The following is a 25,401-nucleotide window of genomic DNA, read 5'->3' on the forward strand; positions in this document are numbered from 1 at the left end:
GATTCGTTTAGGTAACGGAAAAGTAAATGAGACATATTTATAGTACATATAAAGAGCATTATAAAGCACTGATTTTTCTCGGATTGCCGATTGTGATCGGTCAAATAGGAGTAATCGTTCTTGGATTCGCGGATACGTTAATGATCGGACATCATAGTACGATTGAGCTGGGAGCAGCTTCCTTCGTCAATAATGTGTTCAATCTGGCGATTATTTTCAGTACAGGGTTTTCGTATGGGCTGACTCCCATTGTGGGAGGTTTGTATGGAACCCGGCAGTATGCCCCTGCGGGACAGGCTTTACGCAACAGTTTGCTGGCAAACCTGATGGTTGCATTGCTGCTGACTATCTGTATGACTGTTCTTTATCTAAATATAGAACGTCTCGGACAGCCGGAAGAATTGATTCCCCTGATTAAACCGTATTATCTTGTTTTGCTCGCTTCGCTAGTGTTTGTCATGCTTTTCAATGGATTTAAGCAGTTTACAGACGGAATTACGGATACTAAAACCGCCATGTGGATATTGCTTGGTGGAAATGTCTTGAATATCATAGGAAACTATATCCTGATTTATGGAAAGCTCGGATTGCCCGAATTAGGTCTGTTGGGAGCAGGTATCAGCACGCTGTTCTCGCGTATCGTGATGGTGATTATATTTATCATTATCTTTATGCGTAGTCCGCGTTTTGTCCGCTATAAGATTGGCTTTTTCCGTTTGGGATGGTCACGAGCTATATTTGGACGTTTGAATGGGATCGGATGGCCGGTTGCCTTTCAAATGGGAATGGAGACAGCCTCCTTTAGTCTAAGTGCGATCATGATCGGTTGGCTGGGTACTATCGCTCTGGCTTCCCATCAGGTTATGCTGGCTATTTCGCAGTTTACATTTATGATGTATTACGGTATGGGTGCCGCTGTGGCTGTTCGTGTCAGTAACTTCAAAGGTCAGAATGACATCATCAATGTACGTCGTTCTGCCTATGCAGGTTTTCATCTGATGATGACATTGGGCGTTGTGCTTTCTTTGATTGTTTTCCTTTGCCGGAATTACTTGGGAGGCTGGTTTACCGACAGTCAGGAAGTGGCTGCTATGGTGACCTCTCTAATCTTACCTTTCCTCGTTTATCAGTTTGGCGACGGACTGCAGATTACTTTTGCCAACGCTTTGCGTGGAATTTCAGATGTAAAACTAATGATGGTGATTGCCTTTGTCGCCTATTTCATTATTTCCCTTCCTGTAGGTTATTTCTGTGGCTTTGTGATGGGATGGGGAGTAGTAGGTGTCTGGATGGCGTTCCCTTTTGGTTTGACGAGCGCAGGATTGATGCTTTGGTGGCGTTTTCATCACATGACGAAGCTCCCCGAACCCCATCCCAAAACCTGATACTAAATACTTGATATTTAAAACTTAATACTTAACCCCAATGGCTTCCTTCCGTTTTACAAAGTTGAAAATAACCGCCGGTTACACTTTGTTGCTGGCGATCCTCCTTTTCTCGCTGGTGTTTGTACATCGTGAGATGGAAGCATTATCGGCCGCCGACGATCAACAGAATTTAAGAACAGACAGTCTGTTGACCCTTCTCCATGAGAAAGATCAAAACACGATTCAGATGTTGCGGGTGCTAAGTGAGGCAAACGACAGTCTTCTCTCTGCTTCGGAAATCGAAGAAATCATTTCCGAACAGGATTCAGTTATTACCCAGCAGCGGGTACAACATCGGGTCATTACCAAGCGTGACTCTTTAATCACTACGCCTAAAAAGAAGGGATTCTTTAAGCGACTCGCCGAGGTGTTTTCCCCTTCTAAACAAGACAGTGCCGTATTAGTAAATACATCGTTGGAAGTCGCTACCGATACCATTCTTCAACCGACCACTTCCAAAGATTCTCTTCAGCAGAAAATCCGCATGGCTACCGAAGAAAAACGACTGCAACGGAGGAAAACAATCCGGCGTACCAGTACAAAGTACCAGCGGATGAATACGCAGTTGACGGCACGGATGGATAGCCTGATTAAACAATATGAGGAAGAAATGACCTTGCGTGCCCGTCAGGATGCCGAACTTCAGCAGGAAGTGAGGATGCGGTCGGCACGTATCATCGGCGGTATCGCGGTTGGTGCCGTACTATTATCTGCTTTTTTCCTGATATTGATTATGCGGGATATTTCCCGTAGCAACCGTTACCGCCGGCAATTGGAGGTAGCGAATAAACGAGCGGAAGATTTGCTTGTTGCCCGCGAGAAATTAATGCTTGCCATTACCCATGATTTTAAAGCTCCGTTAGGCTCAATTATGGGATATACCGAGCTTCTGTCCCGGTTGACAGAAGATGAACGGCAACGATTCTATCTCGACAATATGAAAAGTTCTTCGGAACATTTATTGAAGTTAGTCAGTGACTTGCTCGATTTCCACCGGCTTGATCTCAATAAAGCGGAAGTGAATCGTGTAACCTTTAACCCCTCCCAGCTATTTGATGAAATTTATGTCAGTTTCGAACCTCTGACTGCTGCCAAAGGATTAGCCTTGCAATGTCACGTCGCTTCGGAACTGAACAGAGGATATATTAGCGATCCTTTGCGACTTCGGCAAATTGTGAATAACCTTTTGTCCAATGCTGTAAAATTTACTCAAAAAGGCGAGATTAGCCTGACAGCCGGTTATGATTCTTCAAAGTTAACCATTGCTATAGCCGATACAGGAAAAGGAATGGCATCAGAAGATCGTGAACGTATTTTCCAAGAGTTCACACGTCTTTCCGGTGCACAGGGGGAAGAAGGATTCGGACTCGGACTGTCTATTGTGAAGAAGCTGGTAACCTTGCTTGAGGGAACAATCGACGTGCAGAGTACATTAGGTGAGGGAAGCTGTTTTACGGTCGTTCTGCCTCTGTATCCGGTAGGTAAATCCCTTGCGGAGAGTGAATCTCCGGAAAGTGAATCATCGGAGAACGAAAGTTCATACGCTCCCAAACAGTCGGCTGCCATTCCTCCCATGAAAGTCATTCGTGTGCTTTTGATTGATGATGATAAGATTCAGCTGAATCTGACTGCTGCCATGTTGAAACAGTATGGTATTGATGCGGTATGTTGTGAACAGCTGGAACAGCTGATTGAACAACTTCGCTCTTCCGTCTTCGATGTATTGCTGACAGATATACAAATGCCTGCCATTAACGGGTTTGATTTGGTAAAACTATTACGGGCTTCTAATATACCACAAGCAAAAACAATCCCTGTTATTGCTGTGACTGCCCGTAGTGAGATGGATAAAGCCGCTTTACATGAACATGGTTTTGCCGGTTGTTTGCATAAACCGTTTACAGTAAAGGAATTGTTGCTAACAGTAAATGAAGGTCAACTTTCGGCCGATGAAGCGCATATTACAGAAGATATGGGAACTGTCGGGATCAACTTTTCTGCACTTACTGCTTATTCTGAAGATGATCCGGAAGCAGCATACTCCATCATTCATACTTTTATTGAAGAGACAGGTAGGAATATCGAACGGATGCAACAAGTATTGAACGATAAAGAAGTGGATGGGATAGCTGCCATGGCGCATAAACTTCTCCCTCTCTTCACAATGATCGGAGCGGAGGAAACCATCGCTCCACTAAAATGGTTGGAGGCTTGTCGTGGAGAAGAATTCTCGGAAAAAATAGAAGAAATAACATTTAATACATTAGAAGCTGTCCGTAAAATAATTAGTGAAGCGGAGCTTTATTTGGAGACAATGAAGAAGCCCCAATAAGCTGGTTTCTCCTACTCCTTAGCTACTATTTATATCTTTCTTACTATTACCCAAACCTTTTTTCAAAATAATTTGTTTACTTTGTGTCACCTTATTTACACTGACACATTTTACATGAAACGAAAATGGATACGTTGGGTAAGCTGGATACTGCTTACTCCTATAATACTCTTTGTAATACTAATGGTATTGCTTTATGTTCCTCCCGTTCAGAATCTTTTGCGTCGGGAGGTTACTGCATACGCCTCTAAAGCAACCGGCATGCAGATTCAGGTGGAGCGGATAGACCTTCGTTTCCCACTTAATCTGTTGGTACGTGGTGTGGAGGTCATTCAACAGCCGGACACCCTTTTGTCTTTAGAAAGCCTCAATGTCCGTGTACAGGCATGGCCGTTGATAAAAGGAAAAGTAGAAGTGGATGAAGTGACTTTGAGCCGGGTAGCCGTTAATTCAGCCGATTTGATGGAGGGAATGAAGATTAAAGGCGTTTTGGGACGTTTCTTCCTGCAAAGTCATGGCGTCGATCTGTCTAATGAAGTAGCGGTAATCAATCAGGTCGAACTATCCGACACTCACGTGCAACTACTGATGAATGATACCACAACTACGCCCAAAGATACCGCAGCTTCTGCTCCGATCAACTGGAAAGTAGCTCTTCATCAGTTGAAATTGAAAAATGTATCGTTCAGTATGCAGCTTCCTGCTGATTCCATGCGTATGGCGACCCATATTGGAGAAGCAGCCATCGATGATGCTCAAGCGGATTTGAAGAATCAGTACTACGACTTGAAGAAGTTCTTATTATCGGGAACCTCCGCCAGCTATGATACCGGAACTGCTCAACCGGCAGAGGGCTTCGATGCTTCTCATATTGCCGTCCGGGATATTCGCATCGCTCTGGATTCCTTGCTGTATAAAGGGAGGGATATGAACGCAGTCATTCGTGAATTTACCATGAACGAACGTTCCGGATTGAGCGTCACTTCCCTGACGGGTAGAGCCTACTCCAATGATTCTGTTATCTGTGTTCCCGGTTTGAAACTGAACACTCCCCATTCTGAAATCGATTTATCTGCCCATACCTATTGGGAACTGGTCAATATCCCCACTACGGGACGCTTATCCGCCCGTCTCAATGCCTATATCGGCAAAGAAGACGTCATGCTATTTGCCGGCGGTCTGCCTGAAAGCTTCAAAGAAGCCTATCCCTTCCGCCCGCTCGTCATCCGTGCCGGCACGGACGGCAATCTGAAAGAAATGCAGATTTCCCGTTTCACGGTAGATCTGCCGGGTGCTTTTGCATTGGAGGGTGGTGGTCTTCTGGAAAACCTTGCTGACAGCCTCACACGCACCGGAACCATCGGCTTGAAAATGACCACTCAAAACCTGAACTTCCTGACCGCTCTGTCGGGAGAAGCGCCGAATGGTACGCTTGTCATTCCTGACAGCATGAATCTGGTGGCGAAAGTGGATATCAAAGGTCCTGAATATAAAGCAAATCTCCGTTTGAAAGAAGGACAAGGAGCAATGGACGTGAATGCAGCCTTAAATACCACTACCGAAGTCTATAAGGCTGATCTGAAAATAGACAATCTGCAACTTCATAGTTTCCTCCCGAAAGACTCTATCTATGAACTTTCTCTTTCGGCTGCGGCTAATGGTCGTGGATTAGATGTCATGTCCTACCATTCATTTGCCAAATTGAATCTTTCACTAGATCAGCTTCATTATGCTAAATACCATCTTTCCAATCTTGATCTGACGGGAGAACTTAAAGGCGCATTGGTCACTGCACATCTAACAAGTGACAATGCTTTATTGAAAATGACAACGGATGCTGAATACAATCTGGCACACAGCTACCCCGACGGTAAAATAACGATTGATGTCACCCAACTGGATTTGCATGAACTGGGAATCATGCCAGAGCCAATGAAACGTCCGCTGACTTTTAACTTAGTTGCCGAAGCACGTCGGGATTTAGTTTCGGCACATTTAATCTCCGGAGATATGAAACTCGATTTGAGTGCACGTTCCGGCGTTAATCCTTTGATTCGCCAGTCCACTCATTTTGTAGATGTACTGATGAAGCAGATTGAGGAGAAAGCCTTGAATCACGCTGAATTACGCAAAGCATTGCCAACTGCTATTTTCTCTTTCTCCGCAGGACAAGAGAACCCTTTGGCATATTTCCTGGCTACCAAGAAGATAGCTTACCATGACGCTTCAGTGAAATTCGGAACGGCTCCCAACTGGGGAATCAATGGAAAGGCCGCTGTCCATGCCTTGAAAGTAGATACTTTGCAATTGGATACCATCTTCTTTACCGTCAAACAAGATACCACACTCATGAAATTGCGTGCCGGAGTTATTAACGGCCCCAAGAATCCGCAATTCTCCTTCTCTACCACACTGACGGGAGAGATTCGTGACCGGGATGCCGAGTTGTTGGTAGACTTTAAAAATGGAAAAGGAGAAACAGGAGTATTACTCGGTGTCAATGCACGTCCCTTGTTTGAGGGCAAAGGAAAAGGCGATGGACTGGCTTTCACCTTGATTCCGGAAGAACCGATTATCGCCTTCCAGAAGTTCCATTTCAATGAAAAGCATAATTGGATTTATGTACATAAGAATATGCGCGTATACGCCAATGTCGATATGTGGGATGACGAAGGAATGGGATTCCGTGTACATTCCGTACGGGGAGACACCGTTTCTCTACAGAATATTGATGTGGAAATCCGAAGAATCAGTTTGGCTGATTTGAGCAGTGTACTTCCTTACTTCCCGGAAATAACCGGTTTATTCTCTGCGGAAGCGCACTATGTACAGACCGAAAAGGATCTTCAGCTTTCGGTTGAAGCAGCTATTGATGAGCTGACTTATGAACGTCAACGCATTGGTGACGTGACAGTGGGAGCTACTTGGCTACCGGGCGAACAGGGAAAGCAATACCTGAACGCCTATCTGAATCACGACGAAGTAGAAGTGATGGTGGCGGATGGTAAGCTGCTTCCAACCCGGACAGGAAAAGATAGTCTGGAAGTAAACGCTACTCTGGAGCATTTCCCGCTACGTGTAGCTAACGTATTTATTCCTGATAAAATGGCTACGCTGGCCGGTGATATGGATGGTAATCTGAACATTACGGGTAGCACCGAACAGCCTTTGATTAATGGCGAACTGGTGCTGGATAGCGTTTCTGTCCTTTCTCAACAGTATGGTGCTAATTTCAGGTTCGACAACCGTCCGGTACTGATAAAGAATAATCGGTTGGAATTTGATAAATTCGCTATCTATACAACAGGAAAAACTCCATTTACGATTGACGGTTATGTTGATTTCAGGGATATGTCCCGACCGATGGCAAATCTGAATCTGCTGGCGCAGAACTATACGCTTCTGGATGCCAAACGCACTCGTGAGAGTCTGGTCTACGGAAAAGTCTTTGCCGATTTCCGGGCAACAGTGAAAGGACCGTTGGATGGATTGAACATGCGTGGAAACATGAGCCTGTTGGGTAATACAGACGTTTCCTATATCTTGACCGACTCACCGTTGACGGTACAGGATCGTTTGGGAAGTCTGGTAACCTTTACTTCGTTTAGCGACACCACTACGGTTGTTCAACAAGAAGTGCCGACTGTTTCTTTAGGTGGGTTGGACATGGTGATGATGGTACATATCGATCCATCCGTCCGTTTGAAAGTCGATTTGGATGCAAGCAATGACAATCGTGTCGAACTGGAAGGGGGAGGTGACCTCTCTATGAAATATACTCCGCAAGGTGATCTGACATTGACCGGACGCTATACGTTGAGCGGCGGTTTGATGAAATATGCTTTGCCTGTCATTGCCGCCAAAGAATTTGCTATCGATAACGGTAGCTATGTGGAATGGACAGGAAACCCCATGGACCCGATGTTGAACTTCAAAGCCACCGATCGTATCCGTGCTTCTGTTTCCGAAGGAGAGAACGGCGGAACGCGTTCGGTTAATTTCGATGTATCCATTGTCGTCAAGAACCGGTTGGATAATCTTTCCTTTGCATTTGATGTATCTGCTCCCGAAGATGCAACCATACAAAACGAGTTGACAGCCATGGGGGCGGAAGAGAGAGGTAAACAAGCTCTCTATATTATGGTTATGAAAACCTATCTTGGCACCGGACCGATTGGTGGCGGAGGTGGTGGATTGGGTAAACTGAATATGGGTTCCGCACTGAACTCCGTATTAAGCAGCCAAATCAATTCATTGATGGGAAATCTGAAAAATGCCAGTGTTTCTGTCGGTATCGAAGATCACGATTTGTCGGATACGGGTGGTAAGCGTACGGATTACAGTTTCCGTTATTCACAACGTCTCTTTAACAATCGTTTCCAGATTGTAATCGGAGGTAAGGTTTCTACAGGTGAGAGTGCGACGAATGATGCGGAATCCTTTATTGATAACATCTCTCTGGAATATCGTTTGGATAGAACCGGAACCCGTTATGTCCGTCTGTTTTACGATAAAAACTACGAGAGTGTACTCGAAGGCGAGATTACGGAAACCGGAGTCGGTCTGGTACTTCGCAAGAAACTGGACAAACTCAGTGAACTGTTCATCTTTAAGAAAAAGAAGTAAGCATGAAAGGGATATATAATAACATATTAGCAAGTTGTCTGATTGGTATCATTTTGTTTTCGGGCTGTTCGGTGACAAAACACCTGCCTGAAGGGGAGGTACTCTATACAGGAGGAAAAACGGTAGTAGAGAATAAGTCGGCAACACCGGTAGGAGAGACGGCCTTAACAGAGATTGATGCGGCTCTTGACAAAACTCCCAGTACAAAGATGTTAGGAGGCCTTCTGCCTATTCCTTTTAAAATGTGGATGTATAATGACTTTGTGAAATATAAAAAGGGATTTGGAAAGTGGATGTTCAACCGCCTGGCTGCCAACCCTCCGGTATTTATTTCCACTGTCAATCCGGAAGTGCGTATCAAGGTGGCTACTAACTTGCTCCGTGATTATGGCTATTTTAACGGGAAAGTGACTTATGAAACCTTGGTGGATAAGAAAGACAGCCTGAAAGCAAGCATTCTTTATACGGTTGACATGAAGAACCCTTATTTTATTGATACGGTCTATTATCAGCGTTTCACACCCCAGACTTTACGTATTATGGAACGGGGGCGCCGGATGTCCTATATAAATCCCGGTGAGCAGTTTAACGTGGTCGATCTGGATGAAGAACGTACCCGTATCAGTACGCTGTTACGTAACCGGGGATATTTTTATTTCCGTCCCGACTATATGACTTATCAGGCAGATACAACTTTAGTGCCCGGAGGACACATCAGTCTTCGTCTGATTCCTGTGTCGGGATTGCCTGCTGCTGCGCAGCGTCCTTACTATGTAGGAGATGCTTCCGTCTATTTATTTGGGAAAAATGGAGAAATGCCGAATGATAGCATGATGTACAAGAATCTGAATATTCATTTCTATAAGAAATTGCAGGTTCGTCCGAATATGCTTTATCGGTGGTTGAACTATCAGCAATTTGTGCGGAATACACAGATGCGTGCTTCCAACCGCACCCGGCTTTACAGTCAGTATCGACAGGAGCAGGTGCAGGAGAAACTTAGCCAGTTGGGAATCTTCAGTTATCTGGATTTGCAATATGCTCCGAAAGATACGACAGCCGTTTGTGATACATTGAACGTAACCATGCAAGCTACTTTTGCCAAGCCGCTGGATGCCGAGCTGGAATTGAATGTCGTAACCAAAAGTAACGACCAGACCGGTCCGGGAGCCTCATTCGGCGTCACCCGGAACAATGTGTTCGGAGGTGGAGAAAGCTGGAATGTAAAGCTGAAAGGTTCTTATGAGTGGCAAACCGGCGGAGGAGAGAAGAGTTCTCTGATGAATAGCTGGGAGATGGGAGTTTCTACTTCTTTGACTTTCCCACGGGTGGTTTTCCCGCATTTGGGAAAACGAGAGTTCGACTTTCCGGCAACAACGACTTTCCGCCTGTACGTCGACCAGTTGAACCGCGCCAGATATTACAAACTGCTATCCTTCGGTGGAAATGCTACCTACGATTTCCAGCCGACACGTACAAGCCGACATAGTATTACCCCTTTCAAGTTGACATTCAATGTCCTGCAACATCAATCGGACGAATTTATCGCAATAGCCGAAGCTAATCCGGCCTTATATATCAGTTTGAAAGACCAGTTTATTCCTGCCATGGAATATACTTATACGTATGATAACGCTTCCGCACGCGGTATAAAGAATCCGATTTGGTGGCAGTCCACCATTACTTCTGCCGGAAACTTGACCTCCTTGATTTACCGTGCTTTCGGTCAGCCTTTCAACAAAGAGGATAAGCGTTTGCTCAACGTACCTTTCGCACAGTTTGTAAAGCTGAATACGGAGTTCCGCCATTTATGGAATATGGACAAGAATAATAAGATTGCCTCCCGTGTGGCCTTGGGTGCTCTCTTCTCTTACGGTAATGCAACGATAGCCCCTTACAGCGAACAATTCTATGTAGGCGGTGCCAACAGTATTCGTGCCTTCACGGTGCGTAGCATCGGACCGGGTGGCTACCATCCGTCGGAAAGCCGCTATTCCTACCTCGATCAGACGGGTACTTTCCGTTTCGAGGCAAATGTAGAATATCGTTTCCGTATCTTTAAGAGTATCTGGGGAGCTACTTTCCTAGATGCCGGAAATGTCTGGTTGATGCGTAAAGATGAGGCTCGTCCGGACTCACAGCTCGAACTGAAAACTTTCCCGAAACAAATCGCCTTGGGTACTGGTGTCGGTATTCGGTATGATATGGATATTCTGGTGTTCCGTCTCGACTTCGGTATACCTTTGCATTTGCCTTACGATACCGAAAGAAGCGGATATTACAATGTCACAGGAAGCTTTATGAAGAATCTGGGAATACATTTTGCTATCGGTTATCCCTTCTAATGAATGATTTTTGTACGATTTTGGTAAATAATGATTGATATTTGTCCTGTTGGATTCAACTATTTTTGTAATTTTGCAACGAAATCTGATGCCGTTGACATCACTAACCTTTTAATATTACACAATTTATGAAACCAACTTTATTCTTATTGGCAGCCGGTATGGGTAGCCGTTATGGAGGCTTGAAGCAATTAGACGGACTGGGTCCTAATGGCGAAACTATTATGGATTACTCTATCTATGATGCTATCAATGCCGGATTTGGTAAGCTTGTATTTGTAATCCGCAAAGATTTTGAGCAAGATTTCCGTGATAAAATTATTTCCAAATACGAAGGTCACATCCCTTGCGAACTGGTATTTCAGTCTATCAACGATCTTCCGGAAGGCTTTACTTGTCCGGCAGACCGTACAAAACCATGGGGTACAAACCATGCAGTAATGATGGGTGCTGATGTGATTAAAGAACCGTTTGCAGTAATCAACTGCGATGACTTTTATGGTCGCGATTCTTTCCAGGTAATGGGTAAATTCCTTTCAGCTCTTCCTGAAAATTCAGAGAACGTTTATTCAATGGTAGGTTTCCGTGTAGGAAATACCTTGAGCGAAAGCGGTACGGTATCTCGTGGTATCTGTAGCACAGATGCTAAAGGATTGTTGACATCTGTAGTAGAACGTACGAAGATTCAACGTCTTGACGGTGAAGTGAAATATATCGGTGATGATGGCGAATGGACTGCTACTCCTGACACGACTCCGGTAAGTATGAACTTCTGGGGCTTCACTCCTGATTACTTCGCTTACAGCCAGGAATTTTTCAAGACTTTCCTTAGCGATCCGAAGAACATGGAAAACCTGAAGAGCGAATTCTTCATCCCATTGATGGTGGATAAATTGATTAATGACGGAACTGCTACTGTTGAAGTATTGGATACTACCAGCAAATGGTTTGGTGTTACTTATCCGGAAGATCGTCAGAGCGTAGTAGACAAGATTCAGGCATTGGTAGATGCCGGCGAATATCCTGCTAAGTTGTTCTAAAGAAGATACATAGGTAAAGATAGAGGGCAGTCATTCAATCAGAATGACTGCTTTTTTGTTTTTCATAACGTATAATACTAAGCTGTATCTAATAAATATTCAGTATCTTTGCAGTCCAAAATGTTATAAATCAGAAGCAGAAGTGATTTCAGTAGAAGGATTATCAGTAGAATTTAATGCGACGCCGCTTTTTGAGGACGTCAGCTATGTAATTAATAAGAAAGATCGCATTGCGTTGGTCGGCAAGAATGGTGCCGGCAAATCAACCATGCTGAAAATATTAGCCGGCTTGCAGTCGCCGACACATGGCATTGTAGCCACTCCGAAAGATGTAACCATCGGATATTTGCCGCAGGTCATGATTCTTTCCGACAACCGGACGGTGATGGGAGAGGCGGAACTGGCATTCGAACATATTTTTGAACTTCAGGCGAGGTTGGAACGGATGAATCAGGAACTAGCCGAACGGACAGACTACGATTCGGAAGAATACCATCAGTTGATAGACCGTTTCACGCATGAAAATGACCGCTTCCTGATGATGGGTGGTACAAACTATCAGGCGGAAATCGAACGGACTCTGCTCGGACTGGGATTCAGCCGGGAGGACTTCGAACGTTCTACTTCGGAATTCTCCGGCGGATGGCGTATGCGTATCGAATTGGCGAAGTTGCTTTTGCGTCGCCCGGACGTACTCTTGCTCGATGAACCGACCAATCACCTCGATATTGAAAGTATCCAATGGTTGGAAAACTTTCTGGCTACACGTGCCAATGCAGTCGTATTGGTCAGCCACGACCGTGCTTTCCTCAATAATGTAACGACCCGTACCATCGAAATCACTTGTGGCCAGATTTATGACTACAAAGTGAAATATGATGAGTTTGTAGTTCTGCGTAAAGAACGTCGCGAACAACAGCTCCGTGCATACGAAAACCAACAGAAACAGATACAGGATACGGAAGACTTCATCGAACGCTTCCGCTATAAAGCTACCAAAGCCGTACAGGTGCAGAGCCGTATCAAACAGCTGGATAAAATAGACCGCATTGAAATAGATGAAGAAGATAACTCCTCGCTTCGTTTGAAGTTTCCTCCTGCCAGCCGTAGCGGAAACTATCCTGTGATTTGCGAAGATGTACGCAAAGCGTATGGCAGCCATGTTGTTTTCCATGATGTAAACCTCACTATCAACCGGGGAGAGAAAGTAGCTTTCGTCGGTAAGAATGGAGAGGGTAAATCTACATTGGTAAAGTGTATCATGGGAGAGATTGACTTTGATGGTAAGCTCACCATCGGTCATAATGTACAAATCGGCTATTTTGCGCAGAATCAGGCGCAAATGCTGGATGAGAACCTGACTGTATTCGATACGATCGACCGGGTAGCTACAGGCGATATCCGTCTGAAAATACGTGATATACTGGGAGCTTTCATGTTTGGAGGCGAAGCCTCGGACAAAAAAGTGAAAGTCCTCTCCGGTGGAGAACGTACCCGATTGGCAATGATTAAACTTCTTCTGGAACCCGTCAACTTCCTGATTCTGGACGAACCGACCAATCATTTGGATATGCGTTCGAAAGACGTATTGAAAGAAGCGATCCGCGAATTTGACGGAACCGTAGTTCTTGTCAGCCACGACCGTGATTTTTTGGATGGACTTGCGACTAAAGTATATGAGTTCGGTGGCGGACTGGTAAAAGAACACCTCGGCGGTATCTATGAATTTCTGCAAAAGAAAAAGATAGATAGCTTGAACGAACTTCAGAAAGGGGCAGGCTTATCCACTTCTCCTACGGCATCTGCCAAAGGAAATAATGAACAGGAAGCCGCACAACCTTCGGAAAACAAACTCTCTTATGAAGCTCAAAAAGAACTGAATAAGAAAGTGAAGAAACTCGAGCGCCAAGTTGCGGATTGCGAAACCTCGATCGAAGAAACCGAATCGGCCATAGCCATTATAGAAGTGAAAATGGCCACTCCCGAAGGAGCTTCGGATATGAAACTGTATGAGCAGCATCAGAAACTGAAACAGCAGTTGGATACTATTGTTGAAGAGTGGGAGCGAGTTTCGATGGAACTGGAAGAAGTGAAAGAAGTGAAAGGCTAGAACTTCCTTTCCAATAGCATGATAATTCTATAACATATTATATGAGTATGAAAGTAACCAAGTATTTACCAATTCTTGCCGTATGCCTTATGACAACAGGATGTAACAGTAAGAAAGAGGCCGTGCTGACGTCCGGTATCGACCTTGCTAATCTGGATACCACGGCTGTGCCGGGTACAAGTTTTTATCAATATGCCTGTGGAGGTTGGGTGAAAGATCATCCGCTGACAGACGAGTATTCACGTTTCGGTACATTCGATATGTTGCGCGAAAACAGCCGTGAGCAACTGAAAGCGTTGATTGCCGAATTGGCTGCAAAGAAAGATAACGCACCGGGCAGTGCTGCCCAGAAAGTAGGCGATCTTTATAATATCGCAATGGATAGCGTGAAACTGAATCAGGAAGGTGTAGCTCCGATCAAAGCGGAACTGGCAGCCATTGACGCTCTCAAGGATAAAGGAGAAATCTATGCATATATCGCCGAAAGCCAGAAGAAAGGCATCCGTCCTTACTTCACCATGTTCGTAAGTGCAGACGATATGAACAGTTCCATGAATATCGTACAAACCTATCAGGGAGGTATCGGAATGGGACAACGTGATTATTATCTGGAAGATGACGAGCAGACTAAAAATATCCGTAACAAATATCAGGAACACATCGCCAAGATGTTCCAGTTGGCAGGTTATGATGACGCTACTGCACAGAAAGCGGTAAAAGCAGTGATGGACATTGAAACCCGTCTGGCGAAAGCAGCTCGTTCACAAGTGGAATTGCGTGATCCTCATGCTAATTATAACAAGATGGACATGGCAACGTTGAAAAAGAACTTCCCGACTTTCGACTGGGATACTTATTTCACCGTTTCCGGTTTGAAAGATCTGAAGGAAGTGAACATCGGTCAGCCTGCTGCCATGAAGGAAGTAGCCGATGTGATTAACACCGTATCGCTGGACGATCAAAAACTGTATCTCCAATGGGGATTGATAGATGCTGCCGCTTCTTATTTAAGCGATGATTTTGAAGCACAGAATTTCGATTTCTACAGCAGAACAATGTCCGGCAAGAAAGAAATGCAACCTCGTTGGAAACGTTCTGTGAGCACCGTAGACGGTGTGCTTGGCGAAGTGGTAGGACAAATGTACGTGGAAAAGTACTTCCCTGCTGCTGCTAAAGAACGCATGGTTACACTGGTGAAGAACCTGCAAACTTCTTTGGGTGAACGCATCAAAGGTTTGGAATGGATGAGCGAACCGACCAAAGAAAAAGCGTTGGAGAAACTGGCTACCTTCCATGTAAAAATCGGTTATCCTGATAAATGGAAAGATTACTCTGCACTGGAGATCAAAAATGATTCTTACTGGGCAAATATTGAACGTGCGAACCAATGGGATTACAACGAAATGATTGCTAAAGCCGGCAAACCGGTAGACAAGGATGAATGGTTGATGACTCCCCAGACTGTGAACGCTTATTATAACCCGACTACCAATGAAATCTGCTTCCCGGCAGCCATCCTGCAACCTCCGTTCTTCGATATGAATGCGGACGATGCTATGAACTACGGTGCAATTGGCGTGGTCATCGGCCATGAGATGACTCATGGATTTGACGATCAGGGACGTCAATATGACAAAGACGGAAACCTGAAAGACTGGTGGACGGAAGAAGATGCTAAAAAGTTCGAAGAACGTGCCCAAGTAATGGTGAACTTCTTTGACAGCATTGAAGTGGCTCCGGGCGTACACGGAAACGGTAGCCTGACATTGGGAGAGAACATCGCCGACCACGGAGGTTTGCAGGTTTCTTTCCAGGCTTTCAAGAAAGCAACAGAAGCTGCACCATTGGAAATTGTTGACGGATTTACTCCGGAACAACGTTTCTTTCTTGCTTATGCTAATGTGTGGGCAGGAAATATCCGTCCTGAAGAAATTCTCCGGTTAACTAAACTCGATCCTCACTCATTAGGAAAATGGCGTGTGGACGGTGCTCTTCCTCATATCGAAAATTGGTATGAAGCATTCAAAATTACCGAGCAGGATCCGATGTTTGTACCTAAGGATAAACGAGTGTCTATCTGGTAATAGATTTTGAATAGAAAACACAACTGCGAAGAGGCGTTGATTTTCCATTGAGGAGGGTCAACGCTTTTTTTTATTAATTCACACCTTATTTATTACGTACGATAAACAATATTTCGTAACTTTGCACACCAAATACTTAATAAGCAATTCAATGTCAGAGTCTAAAAAAATAAAAACTGCATTGGTATCTGTATACTATAAAGAAGGTTTGGACGAAATTATTACCAAACTTCATGAAGAGGGAGTAGAGTTTTTGTCGACAGGCGGAACTCGTCAGTTTATTGAATCATTGGGATATCCTTGCAAGGCAGTGGAAGATTTGACCACTTATCCTTCTATTCTCGGTGGTAGAGTAAAGACATTACATCCGAAAATATTCGGAGGTATCCTTTGCCGTCGCGGCTTGGAGCAGGATATGCAACAGATTGAGAAGTATGAAATCCCCGAGATAGATCTGGTGATTGTTGATTTGTATCCGTTTGAAGCTACGGTAGCTTCCGGTGCATCTGAAGCAGATATTATTGAAAAAATCGATATAGGCGGAATCTCTCTGATTCGTGCCGCAGCCAAGAACTACAACGATGTAATCATTGTGGCTTCTCAAGCTCAATACAAACCATTGCTGGATATGTTGATGGAGCACGGTGCTACTTCTTCACTCGAAGAACGCCGTTGGATGGCAAAAGAAGCATTTGCCGTTTCTTCTCATTACGATTCGGCTATTTTCAACTATTTCGATGCCGGCGAAGGCTCTGCTTTCCGTTGCTCGGTAAATAGCCAGAAGCAACTTCGTTACGGTGAGAACCCACATCAGAAAGGTTATTTCTACGGAAATCTGGAAGCGATGTTCGACCAGATTCACGGAAAAGAAATCTCTTATAACAATCTTCTCGATATCAATGCTGCCGTTGACCTGATTGACGAATTCGACGACCTCACTTTCGCTATCCTGAAACATAACAATGCTTGTGGACTGGCTTCCCGCACTACTGTTCTGGATGCTTGGAAAGACGCATTGGCCGGTGATCCGGTTTCTGCTTTCGGAGGTGTATTGATTACGAATGGCGTCATTGACAAAGAAGCAGCGGAAGAAATCAACAAGATTTTCTTCGAAGTGATTATCGCACCGGATTATGATGTGGATGCACTCGAAATCCTGGGACAGAAAAAGAACCGCATCATCCTCGTTCGTAAAGAAGCCAAATTGCCTAAAAAGCAATTCCGTGCTTTACTGAATGGCGTATTGGTGCAGGATAAAGATACTAATATTGAAACGGTAGCTGACCTGAAAACCGTGACAGACAAAGCTCCTACTCCGGAAGAAGTAGAAGATATGTTGTTTGCCAATAAAATTGTAAAGAACAGCAAGTCTAATGCCATCGTATTGGCAAAAGATAAGCAACTTCTTGCAAGCGGTGTAGGACAGACTTCGCGTGTAGACGCATTGAAGCAAGCAATTGAAAAGGCCAAATCATTCGGTTTTGATCTGAATGGTGCAGTGATGGCTTCCGATGCTTTCTTCCCGTTCCCCGACTGTGTGGAAATTGCAGATAAAGAAGGTATTACGGCTGTTATCCAACCGGGAGGTTCGGTAAAAGACGATTTATCCTTTGCTTATTGCAATGAGCATGGTATGGCGATGGTGACTACCGGTATCCGTCATTTTAAACACTAAAAAAATAAGTATTAAGTTTTTAGTGTTAACTTGCACTGCACAGTTATAATACTTAAACTTAATACTCCACTTTAATAAATTATTCAAGAATGGGATTATTTTCTTTTACACAAGAGATCGCAATGGACTTGGGCACAGCCAATACCATTATCATCACGAATGGGAAAATCGTGGTGGATGAGCCGTCAGTCGTTGCTTTGGATCGCCGTACAGAAAAGATGATTGCCGTGGGGGAAAAGGCGAAGTTGATGCATGAAAAAACCCACGAAAACATACGTACTATCCGTCCGTTGAGAGATGGAGTGATTGCCGACTTTTATGCTTGCGAGCAGATGATGCGCGGTTTGATAAAGCAGGTGAATACTCGCAACCATTTGTTTTCACCTTCTCTTCGCATGGTGATTGGCGTTCCTTCGGGAAGTACGGAAGTCGAACTCCGTGCTGTTCGCGACTCTGCGGAACATGCCGGTGGCCGTGATGTCTATTTGATTTTTGAACCGATGGCTGCGGCAATCGGTATCGGCATCGACGTAGAAGCTCCGGAAGGAAACATGATTGTCGATATAGGTGGTGGTTCTACGGAAATTGCCGTTATCTCTTTGGGAGGTATCGTTTCCAACAACTCCATTCGTACTGCCGGTGATGACCTGACAGAAGATATTCGCGAATACATGAGCCGTCAGCACAATGTGAAAGTCAGCGAGCGTATGGCAGAACGTATCAAGATCAATGTGGGTGCTGCTTTAACCGAACTGGGTGAAGATGCTCCGGAAGATTATATCGTTCATGGTCCGAACCGTATTACAGCTCTTCCAATGGAAGTGCCTGTATGCTATCAGGAAGTAGCTCACTGTCTGGAGAAATCTATTTCAAAGATTGAAACTGCTATCTTGAGTGCATTGGAAAATACGCCTCCTGAACTGTATGCTGATATTGTGCACAATGGTATCTATCTCTCCGGAGGTGGTGCATTGCTTCGTGGACTGGATAAGCGTTTGACCGACAAGATCAACATTCCTTTCCATATTGCGGAAGATCCTTTGCACGCAGTCGCCAAAGGTACAGGTGTGGCATTAAAGAACGTAGACCGTTTCTCTTTCTTAATGAGATAAACCGGGAATGAGGAATTTATTAAACTTCCTTCTGAAATACAATTACTGGTTCCTCTTCATCGTATTGGAGGTAGCCAGTTTTGTTTTGTTATTTCGGTTCAACCGTTATCAGCAGAGTGCATTCTTCACTTCTGCCAATACGGTTGTGGGGGCAGTTTATGAAGTTTCGGGAGGAGTTTCCTCTTATTTTCATCTGAAATCGGTCAATGAAGACCTGATGGACCGGAACATGGTGCTCGAACAACAGATTACTAATCTGGAGAAAGCATTGAGAGAGCGTCAGCTTGATTCTCTGACTATCAAAAGTATTCGGCAGGTGTCGCAAACGGATTATGAGCTGTTCAAGGCTCATGTGATAAAGAACAGCTTGAATCTCGTTGATAATTATATCACACTTGATAAAGGCTCTTCTTCCGGCATTCGCTCCGAAATGGGAGTCGTGGACGGTAATGGAATTGTAGGGATTGTTTATGAAACATCCCCTTCTTATTCGGTGGTGATTTCGGTACTGAACAGCAAGTCGAATATCAGTTGTAAGATTGTCGGTAGCGATTACTTCGGCTACCTGAAGTGGGAACATGGAGATTCGCGCTATGCTTATCTGAAAGACCTGCCTCGTCATGCAGAGTTTAATTTGGGAGATACGGTCGTCACCAGCGGTTTCTCGACTGTCTTTCCGGAAGGTGTCATGGTGGGAACGGTGGATGATATGTCCGATTCTAATGACGGACTTTCCTATCTGTTGAAGATTAAGCTGGCTACTGATTTCGGTAAGTTGAGTGATGTTCGCGTGATAGCCCGGACGGGACAGGAAGAACAGAAGAAACTTGAAAACAAGGTGACGCAAGAATGATAATTACTTATATACATAGAATCGGATGGTTTATCGGCTTGGTGCTTCTTCAGGTACTGATTCTGAATAATGTGCATATTGCCGGATACGCAACTCCTTTTCTCTATATTTACTTTATTCTGAAGTTCAGCTCCGGCACTTCCCGCAATGAACTGATGCTGTGGGCTTTCTTCTTCGGACTGACCATTGATATCTTTTCCGATACTCCGGGAATGAATGCAGCGGCTGCCGTATTGCTTGCTTTTCTCCGGCCCTCTTTGCTTCGTCTGTTCATGCCCCGTGATAATCCGGACAGCCTCATTCCCTCTTTCAAGACGATGGGAATCAGTCCTTTTCTAAAATATACTACTGCAAGTGTTTTTGTGCACAGTCTGGCATTACTCTCCATCGAGTTCTTCTCATTTACCAGCATTTGGCTGTTATTGTTGCGAGTGCTCCTTTGCACTGTTCTGACTGTAACCTGTATCATAGCTATAGAAGGGATTAAGAGGTAACGATGGCAAAAGATTATATCTTAGAGAAGCGCAAATTTGTAATCGGAGGTATTGCTCTCTCCATTGTTCTGATTTATCTGATACGTCTTTTTGTATTGCAGATCATGACTGATGACTACAAAAAGAATGCTGACAGTAACGCTTTTCTGAATAAAATTCAGTATCCTTCACGCGGTGCTATTTACGACCGGACCGGCAAATTGCTGGTATTCAACCAGCCGGCCTATGACATAACAATTGTGCCGAAGGAAGTCGAGAATCTCGATACCCTCGATTTATGCCAATCGCTGAATATCACCCGTTCGCAGTTCCTGAAAATTATGAGCGACATGAAAGACCGTCGCCGTAATCCGGGATATTCCCGCTATACCAACCAGTTGTTTATGTCGCAACTTTCGGCAGAGGAATGTGGTGTCTTTCAGGAAAAACTATTTAAGTTCCGTGGCTTTTATATTCAACGGCGTACCATTCGCCAGTATACCTACAACGCTGCCGCTCATGCTTTAGGAGATATTGGAGAAGTCTCCGCAAAAGAAATGGAGGCTGATGAAGAAGGATACTACATTCGTGGTGACTATGTCGGCAAACTGGGAGTTGAAAAATCGTATGAAAAATATCTTCGTGGCGAGAAAGGAATTGAAATTCTGCTTCGTGATGCACATGGCCGTATCCAGGGGCATTATATGGATGGCGAATATGACCGTCCTTCCGTTCCCGGTAAGAATCTGACATTGAGCCTGGATATTGACTTGCAGATGCTGGGCGAGCGTTTATTAAAGAATAAAATCGGAAGTGTTGTAGCTATCGAACCGGAAACCGGGGAAATCCTTTGTCTGGTATCCTCTCCCAATTACGATCCGCACTTGATGATTGGCCGTCAGCGTGGAAAGAATCATCTGGCTTTGCAACGTGATATGACGAAACCACTTCTGAATCGTGCCTTGATGGGAGTGTATCCTCCGGGATCTACTTTTAAAACAGCGCAGGGACTGACCTTCTTGCAAGAAGGAATTATTACCGAACAAAGTCCGGCATTCCCTTGCTCGCATGGATTCCATTACGGAAGATTGACAGTAGGTTGCCACGCTCATGGTTCTCCCTTGCCTCTGATTCCTGCCATTGCCACTTCGTGCAACTCCTATTTCTGTTGGGGACTGTTTCGTATGTTCGGCGATCGTAAATACGGTTCACCGCAAAATGCCATAACGGTCTGGAAAGATCACATGGTTTCGCAGGGATTCGGCTACAAACTGGGAGTCGATTTGCCGGGAGAAAAACGTGGTTTGATTCCGAATGCACAGTTCTACGATAAAGCTTATCGCGGACATTGGAACGGATTAACCGTAATCAGTATCTCTATCGGACAGGGAGAAATTCTGTCCACTCCTCTTCAGATTGCTAACTTGGGGGCGACGATTGCCAACAGAGGATATTTCGTGACACCGCATATTGTAAAGGAAATCCAGGATAACCAGTTGGATAGCATCTATCGTGTACCGCGTTATACCACTATTGAGAAGAGGCATTATGAATCAGTAGTAGAAGGGATGCGTGGCGCAGCCACCGGTGGTACCTGCCGTATGCTGTCCGTAATGGTTCCGGGGTTGGAGGCCTGTGGTAAAACAGGTACTGCACAGAATCGTGGGCACGACCACTCGGTATTTATGGGTTTTGCACCTATGAATAAACCCAAGATAGCTATTGCCGTCTATGTGGAGAACGGTGGTTGGGGAGCTACTTATGGAGTGCCTGTTGGTGCGTTGATGATGGAACAATATATAAACGGGAAGTTATCACCGGAAAATGAATTAAGAGCGGAAGAAATTAGTAACAGAGTGATATTGTATGGTAACGAGGAACGATAGTTTGTGGAAATCACTGGACTGGGTAACGATTTTTATTTACCTGCTCCTGATTGTTGGTGGATGGTTCAGCGTTTGCGGAGCCAGTTACGACTATGGTGAACGTGATTTTCTGGATTTTTCGACCCGTGCCGGTAAACAGTTTGTGTGGATTATCTGTTCCTTCGGGCTCGGATTTGTGTTGTTGATGCTGGAAGACCGTATGTATGATATGTTCGCGTACATTATATATGTAGGAATGATTCTCTTGCTCATCGTTACCATCTTCATAGCGCCGGACACAAAGGGGTCACGCTCTTGGCTGGTGATGGGGCCGGTTAGCTTGCAACCTGCCGAATTTGCCAAGTTTGCCACAGCCTTGGCTTTGGCCAAATACATGAACTCTTATTCATTCAGCATCAAAAAAGAAAAGTGTGCCTTTATCCTGGGATTTATCATTCTGCTTCCGATGTTATTGATTATCGGTCAGCGGGAGACGGGTTCTGCATTGGTTTATCTCGCCTTTTTTCTGGTTCTTTATCGTGAAGGAATGCCGGGGGTAGTGCTCTTTGCAGGCGTATGCGCGGTAATCTACTTTGTGGTCGGCATCCGTTTTGATGAAGTATTTATTGCCGATACTCCTACGCCGCTGGGAGAATTTATCGTATTGCTGTTGATTCTATTATTTGCCGGTGGCATGGTATGGGTATATCGCAAGAAATGGGCTGCTACCCGCAATATCATTGGTGGAAGTTTGATCATATTGCTGATTACCTATTTAATATCGGAATATTGGGTGCACTTTAGTCTGGTTTGGGTGCAATGGGGGCTTTGTGCTGTAATGATAGGCTATCTGATTTATCTGGCATTAAGTGAGCGGCAACGTACTTATTTCCTGATTGCTCTGTTTGCAATCGGTTCTGTCGGGTTCCTGTATTCTAGTAATTATGTATTTGACAATGTGCTGGAACCCCATCAGCAAGTCCGTATTAAAGTAGTGCTTGGTTTGGAAGAAGATTTGACCGGTGCCGGATATAATGTGAATCAATCTAAGATTGCCATCGGTTCCGGTGGATTAACAGGAAAAGGGTTCCTGAATGGTACGCAAACGAAGTTAAAGTATGTGCCTGAACAGGATACCGACTTTATCTTCTGTACAGTAGGTGAAGAGCAAGGTTTTGTTGGTTCGGCTGCTGTCCTGTTGGCATTCCTTATTTTGATTTTGCGATTAATCTTCTTGTCCGAACGGCAGACTTCGAATTTTGGCCGGGTTTATGGATATTCGGTCGTCAGTATTTTCCTTTTCCACTTGTTTATCAATGTCGGTATGGTGCTGGGCTTGACTCCGGTTATTGGTATTCCATTACCTTTCTTTAGTTATGGAGGCTCTTCTTTATGGGGATTTACGATATTGCTGTTTATTTTCCTGCGGATTGATGCAGGCCGTGGCAGAAGGCTTTAACTTTTACCTTTTACTGTTTTTCAATGCGGATGCCTATATCGCTCAATCCTTGTAGTTTTTCATCTTTCATTCCGTTTATCACTTTGATAGTATAGTTGCCGGAATGCAAGGGGAGGAGAGATTTAAAAAAAGTTTCCGATTGGTAAATGCTTCCCCATCCATGTCCAGTCCATTTCCCTTCAGAATCAGCCAAGCTGAAAGCGATTGTGTCAGTGCGCCATACCGTAGAATCCTGTAGATTCTGACTGATAAATAAGTGGAGGTCATGATAAGGATACTCTATTCTGTTGCGGACTTCTGCAAAAAGCCGGAGGGTAGTGGGAATACTGTCGGTTATGGATATTTGAAAAGAGAGTGTATCACTCTTTTCCCATCCCTCGTCAGGGAGGGATTGATAGGAGTGATACACCGTATTATCATTGCAGGCTGTCAGTAAACAAGCACTGAATAGAATAAATAAACTATTCTTGAGTAGACCTTTCATTATTTGGCAGTTTCTCCTGATTCTGATTTCTTTCTGGTTTGGAAGGACGCTCCAAATTAGGACGACGTTCTTGACGTTCCTGTCCTTGCTGCTCCCGTTGGCGGTCTTGTTGTTGTGGGCGTTCCTGACCTTGCGGACGTTCTTGACTGGGGCGCTCTTGTCCTTGTGGGCGTTCTTGGTTCTGTCCCCTTTCCGGACGTCTGTTTTCGTTATTCCGTCCCTGGTTCTGTCCTCTGTTCCGGTTGTTATTGTTATTTCTCGGTCGATTGTCCCTTTCCCCTCTGTTGCCGTTTTCTGACGGCTGCGGGCGGTTTTCATTCTCCCGTTGAGGTTGTTGCGGACGATTTCCACCTTCCGTTTGTTGTTGCGGGCGGTTACCGTTATTATTGTTATTGTTTCCTTTCTTCTTCTTTTTATTGTTCCGGTTAGCGTTATTGCCGCCATCTTTATTATTCCGGCTACGGTCAAAGCGGGTAACGCTTTCCTGTTCCAGCAAGTCAACCGGTTTCTTCGGTTCCGGTTTCTTTTCTTCCTCGATCAAGCTGTCCGGTTTCATCCCTTTTTTATTCATGGAGATGACTTCAAAAGCGCGTTTGCCGCTGATTGTAACCAGATTGGCGGGGAAGTTCTTATCCGTAGAGTAAGAAACCTGATTGCTTAGAATATCTGCTTTGAAGAAATAGAAAGTACCATCTTTTGTTTCCAACTCTATCTCTCTCGAAGGAAGTCGTTTTTGCGCTTCTACATAACAGTCTACCTCATAGTTCAGGCAACATTTCAGTTTAGCACACTGTCCGGCAAGTTTTTGCGGATTTAGTGAGATGTCCTGAAAACGGGCGGCACTGGTAGACACAGACACAAAACTTGTCATCCATGTGGCACAACACAGTTCGCGTCCGCAAGGGCCAATTCCGCCGATACGTCCGGCTTCCTGACGGGCACCGATTTGTTTCATCTCGATACGTACACGGAAAGCTTCGGCCAATACTTTGATTAACTGACGGAAGTCTACCCGTTCATCGGCGATGTAGTAGAAGATAGCCTTATTACCATCTCCCTGATACTCCACGTCACCGATTTTCATATCCAGATTGAGGTTCAATGCAATTTGGCGTGCGCGGATCATGGTAGCGTGTTCTTTGGCTTTGGCTTCGTTGAACTTCTCCATATCCACTGGTTTGGCTTTCCGGTAAACACGTTTGATTTCCGTATCTGCCTTGAAGTTTGCTTTCTTCATTTGCAGGGGAACAAGCCGGCCGGTTAATGTAACTACTCCGATGTCATGGCCCGGAGCAGCTTCTACGGCAACTATATCTCCTTTTTCCAGTTTGATCTTGTTGCTGTTCCGAAAATATCCCTTCCGGGTATTCTTGAATTGCACTTCTACCATGTCACTCTCCTCCGCATTGCCCGGTATGTCAGCCAGCCAGTCGTAGGTATTCAGTTTTTTATCTTGTCGGGAACATCCTTTGCAGCAAAGGCCACCGCTCCCATTATGAAGTTTATATTCCATAAG

General features: G+C 44.7%; 15 protein-coding genes. 13 read left to right on the plus strand and 2 right to left on the minus strand.

Annotation, left to right across the window (positions count from 1 at the left end):
• The first annotated feature begins 26 nt into the window (after positions 1 to 26).
• The 13 genes from AB3G73_RS20770 to rodA all read left to right on the plus strand — a co-directional run bounded on the left by AB3G73_RS20770 (position 27) and on the right by rodA (position 23,401).
• The gene (locus tag AB3G73_RS20770; protein ID WP_195649251.1) at positions 27 to 1,385 is read left to right on the plus strand and encodes an MATE family efflux transporter; all 1,359 of its coding nucleotides are present in this window, start codon (positions 27 to 29) and stop codon (positions 1,383 to 1,385) included.
• 40 nt (positions 1,386 to 1,425) lie between these two features.
• Positions 1,426 to 3,759, plus strand: coding sequence for a hybrid sensor histidine kinase/response regulator (locus AB3G73_RS20775; protein ID WP_367745553.1), 2,334 nt, complete (start codon positions 1,426 to 1,428; stop codon positions 3,757 to 3,759).
• A 114-nt stretch (positions 3,760 to 3,873) separates the two neighbouring features.
• The gene (locus AB3G73_RS20780) at positions 3,874 to 8,385 is read left to right on the plus strand and encodes a translocation/assembly module TamB domain-containing protein (RefSeq protein WP_367745554.1); all 4,512 of its coding nucleotides are present in this window, start codon (positions 3,874 to 3,876) and stop codon (positions 8,383 to 8,385) included.
• A 2-nt stretch (positions 8,386 to 8,387) separates the two neighbouring features.
• Positions 8,388 to 10,730 carry a BamA/TamA family outer membrane protein gene (locus AB3G73_RS20785; RefSeq protein WP_195649248.1) on the plus strand — a complete coding sequence of 781 codons (2,343 nt, stop codon included), beginning with the start codon at positions 8,388 to 8,390 and terminating at the stop codon, positions 10,728 to 10,730.
• A 128-nt stretch (positions 10,731 to 10,858) separates the two neighbouring features.
• Positions 10,859 to 11,770: a nucleotidyltransferase gene (locus AB3G73_RS20790; RefSeq protein ID WP_074558949.1), complete on the plus strand. Its 912-nt coding sequence runs from the start codon at positions 10,859 to 10,861 to the stop codon at positions 11,768 to 11,770.
• A 142-nt stretch (positions 11,771 to 11,912) separates the two neighbouring features.
• On the plus strand, positions 11,913 to 13,880 hold the full coding sequence (gene abc-f / locus AB3G73_RS20795) for a ribosomal protection-like ABC-F family protein (RefSeq protein WP_195649247.1): 1,968 nt from the start codon (positions 11,913 to 11,915) through the stop codon (positions 13,878 to 13,880).
• Between the two features lie 47 nt (positions 13,881 to 13,927).
• Complete coding sequence (locus tag AB3G73_RS20800) at positions 13,928 to 15,964, plus strand: M13 family metallopeptidase (protein WP_148364236.1); 2,037 nt, start codon at positions 13,928 to 13,930, stop codon at positions 15,962 to 15,964.
• Between the two features lie 151 nt (positions 15,965 to 16,115).
• Positions 16,116 to 17,639 (plus strand): bifunctional phosphoribosylaminoimidazolecarboxamide formyltransferase/IMP cyclohydrolase, encoded by a 1,524-nt coding sequence (purH, locus tag AB3G73_RS20805; RefSeq protein WP_367745555.1) that lies wholly within the window; start codon positions 16,116 to 16,118, stop codon positions 17,637 to 17,639.
• A gap of 89 nt (positions 17,640 to 17,728) precedes the next feature.
• Positions 17,729 to 18,751 (plus strand): rod shape-determining protein, encoded by a 1,023-nt coding sequence (locus AB3G73_RS20810; RefSeq protein ID WP_004304915.1) that lies wholly within the window; start codon positions 17,729 to 17,731, stop codon positions 18,749 to 18,751.
• Positions 18,752 to 18,758: 7 nt separating this feature from the next.
• Entirely contained in the window at positions 18,759 to 19,604 is an 846-nt protein-coding gene (gene mreC, locus AB3G73_RS20815; protein ID WP_122136129.1) for a rod shape-determining protein MreC, read from the plus strand.
• A complete protein-coding gene (gene mreD, locus AB3G73_RS20820) occupies positions 19,601 to 20,098 on the plus strand; it encodes a rod shape-determining protein MreD (protein ID WP_195649246.1) in 498 nt (165 codons plus the stop codon). The genes mreC and mreD overlap by 4 nt, the downstream gene beginning before the upstream one ends.
• A 2-nt stretch (positions 20,099 to 20,100) precedes the next feature.
• The gene (mrdA, locus tag AB3G73_RS20825; RefSeq protein WP_148363874.1) at positions 20,101 to 21,963 is read left to right on the plus strand and encodes a penicillin-binding protein 2; all 1,863 of its coding nucleotides are present in this window, start codon (positions 20,101 to 20,103) and stop codon (positions 21,961 to 21,963) included.
• Positions 21,944 to 23,401 (plus strand): rod shape-determining protein RodA, encoded by a 1,458-nt coding sequence (gene rodA, locus AB3G73_RS20830; RefSeq protein ID WP_148363873.1) that lies wholly within the window; start codon positions 21,944 to 21,946, stop codon positions 23,399 to 23,401. The genes mrdA and rodA overlap by 20 nt, the downstream gene beginning before the upstream one ends.
• Positions 23,402 to 23,411: 10 nt before the next feature.
• Here rodA and gldH read toward each other — a convergent pair whose 3' ends face one another.
• A complete protein-coding gene (gene gldH, locus AB3G73_RS20835) occupies positions 23,412 to 23,885 on the minus strand; it encodes a gliding motility lipoprotein GldH (RefSeq protein ID WP_148363872.1) in 474 nt (157 codons plus the stop codon).
• On the minus strand, positions 23,863 to 25,398 hold the full coding sequence (locus tag AB3G73_RS20840; RefSeq protein ID WP_148363871.1) for a regulatory iron-sulfur-containing complex subunit RicT: 1,536 nt from the start codon (positions 25,396 to 25,398) through the stop codon (positions 23,863 to 23,865). Before AB3G73_RS20840 ends, gldH begins: the two co-directional genes overlap by 23 nt.
• Positions 25,399 to 25,401: the final 3 nt, after the last annotated feature.

The sequence above is a fragment of the Bacteroides sp. L008 genome (assembly GCF_040812255.1).
Classification (GTDB): Bacteria; Bacteroidota; Bacteroidia; order Bacteroidales; family Bacteroidaceae; genus Bacteroides; species Bacteroides vicugnae.

Bases quoted from the DNA above. Each gene is read 5' to 3' on its own strand.
- AB3G73_RS20770 (WP_195649251.1), top strand. From the start codon at position 27: ATGAGACATATTTATAGTACATATAAAGAGCATTATAAAGCACTGATT.
- AB3G73_RS20775 (WP_367745553.1), top strand. From the start codon at position 1,426: ATGGCTTCCTTCCGTTTTACAAAGTTGAAAATAACCGCCGGTTACACT.
- AB3G73_RS20780 (WP_367745554.1), top strand. From the start codon at position 3,874: ATGAAACGAAAATGGATACGTTGGGTAAGCTGGATACTGCTTACTCCT.
- AB3G73_RS20785 (WP_195649248.1), top strand. From the start codon at position 8,388: ATGAAAGGGATATATAATAACATATTAGCAAGTTGTCTGATTGGTATC.
- AB3G73_RS20790 (WP_074558949.1), top strand. From the start codon at position 10,859: ATGAAACCAACTTTATTCTTATTGGCAGCCGGTATGGGTAGCCGTTAT.
- AB3G73_RS20800 (WP_148364236.1), top strand. From the start codon at position 13,928: ATGAAAGTAACCAAGTATTTACCAATTCTTGCCGTATGCCTTATGACA.
- purH (WP_367745555.1), top strand. From the start codon at position 16,116: ATGTCAGAGTCTAAAAAAATAAAAACTGCATTGGTATCTGTATACTAT.
- AB3G73_RS20810 (WP_004304915.1), top strand. From the start codon at position 17,729: ATGGGATTATTTTCTTTTACACAAGAGATCGCAATGGACTTGGGCACA.
- mreC (WP_122136129.1), top strand. From the start codon at position 18,759: ATGAGGAATTTATTAAACTTCCTTCTGAAATACAATTACTGGTTCCTC.
- mreD (WP_195649246.1), top strand. From the start codon at position 19,601: ATGATAATTACTTATATACATAGAATCGGATGGTTTATCGGCTTGGTG.
- mrdA (WP_148363874.1), top strand. From the start codon at position 20,101: ATGGCAAAAGATTATATCTTAGAGAAGCGCAAATTTGTAATCGGAGGT.
- rodA (WP_148363873.1), top strand. From the start codon at position 21,944: ATGGTAACGAGGAACGATAGTTTGTGGAAATCACTGGACTGGGTAACG.
- gldH (WP_148363872.1), bottom strand. From the start codon at position 23,885: ATGAAAGGTCTACTCAAGAATAGTTTATTTATTCTATTCAGTGCTTGT.
- AB3G73_RS20840 (WP_148363871.1), bottom strand. From the start codon at position 25,398: ATGGAATATAAACTTCATAATGGGAGCGGTGGCCTTTGCTGCAAAGGA.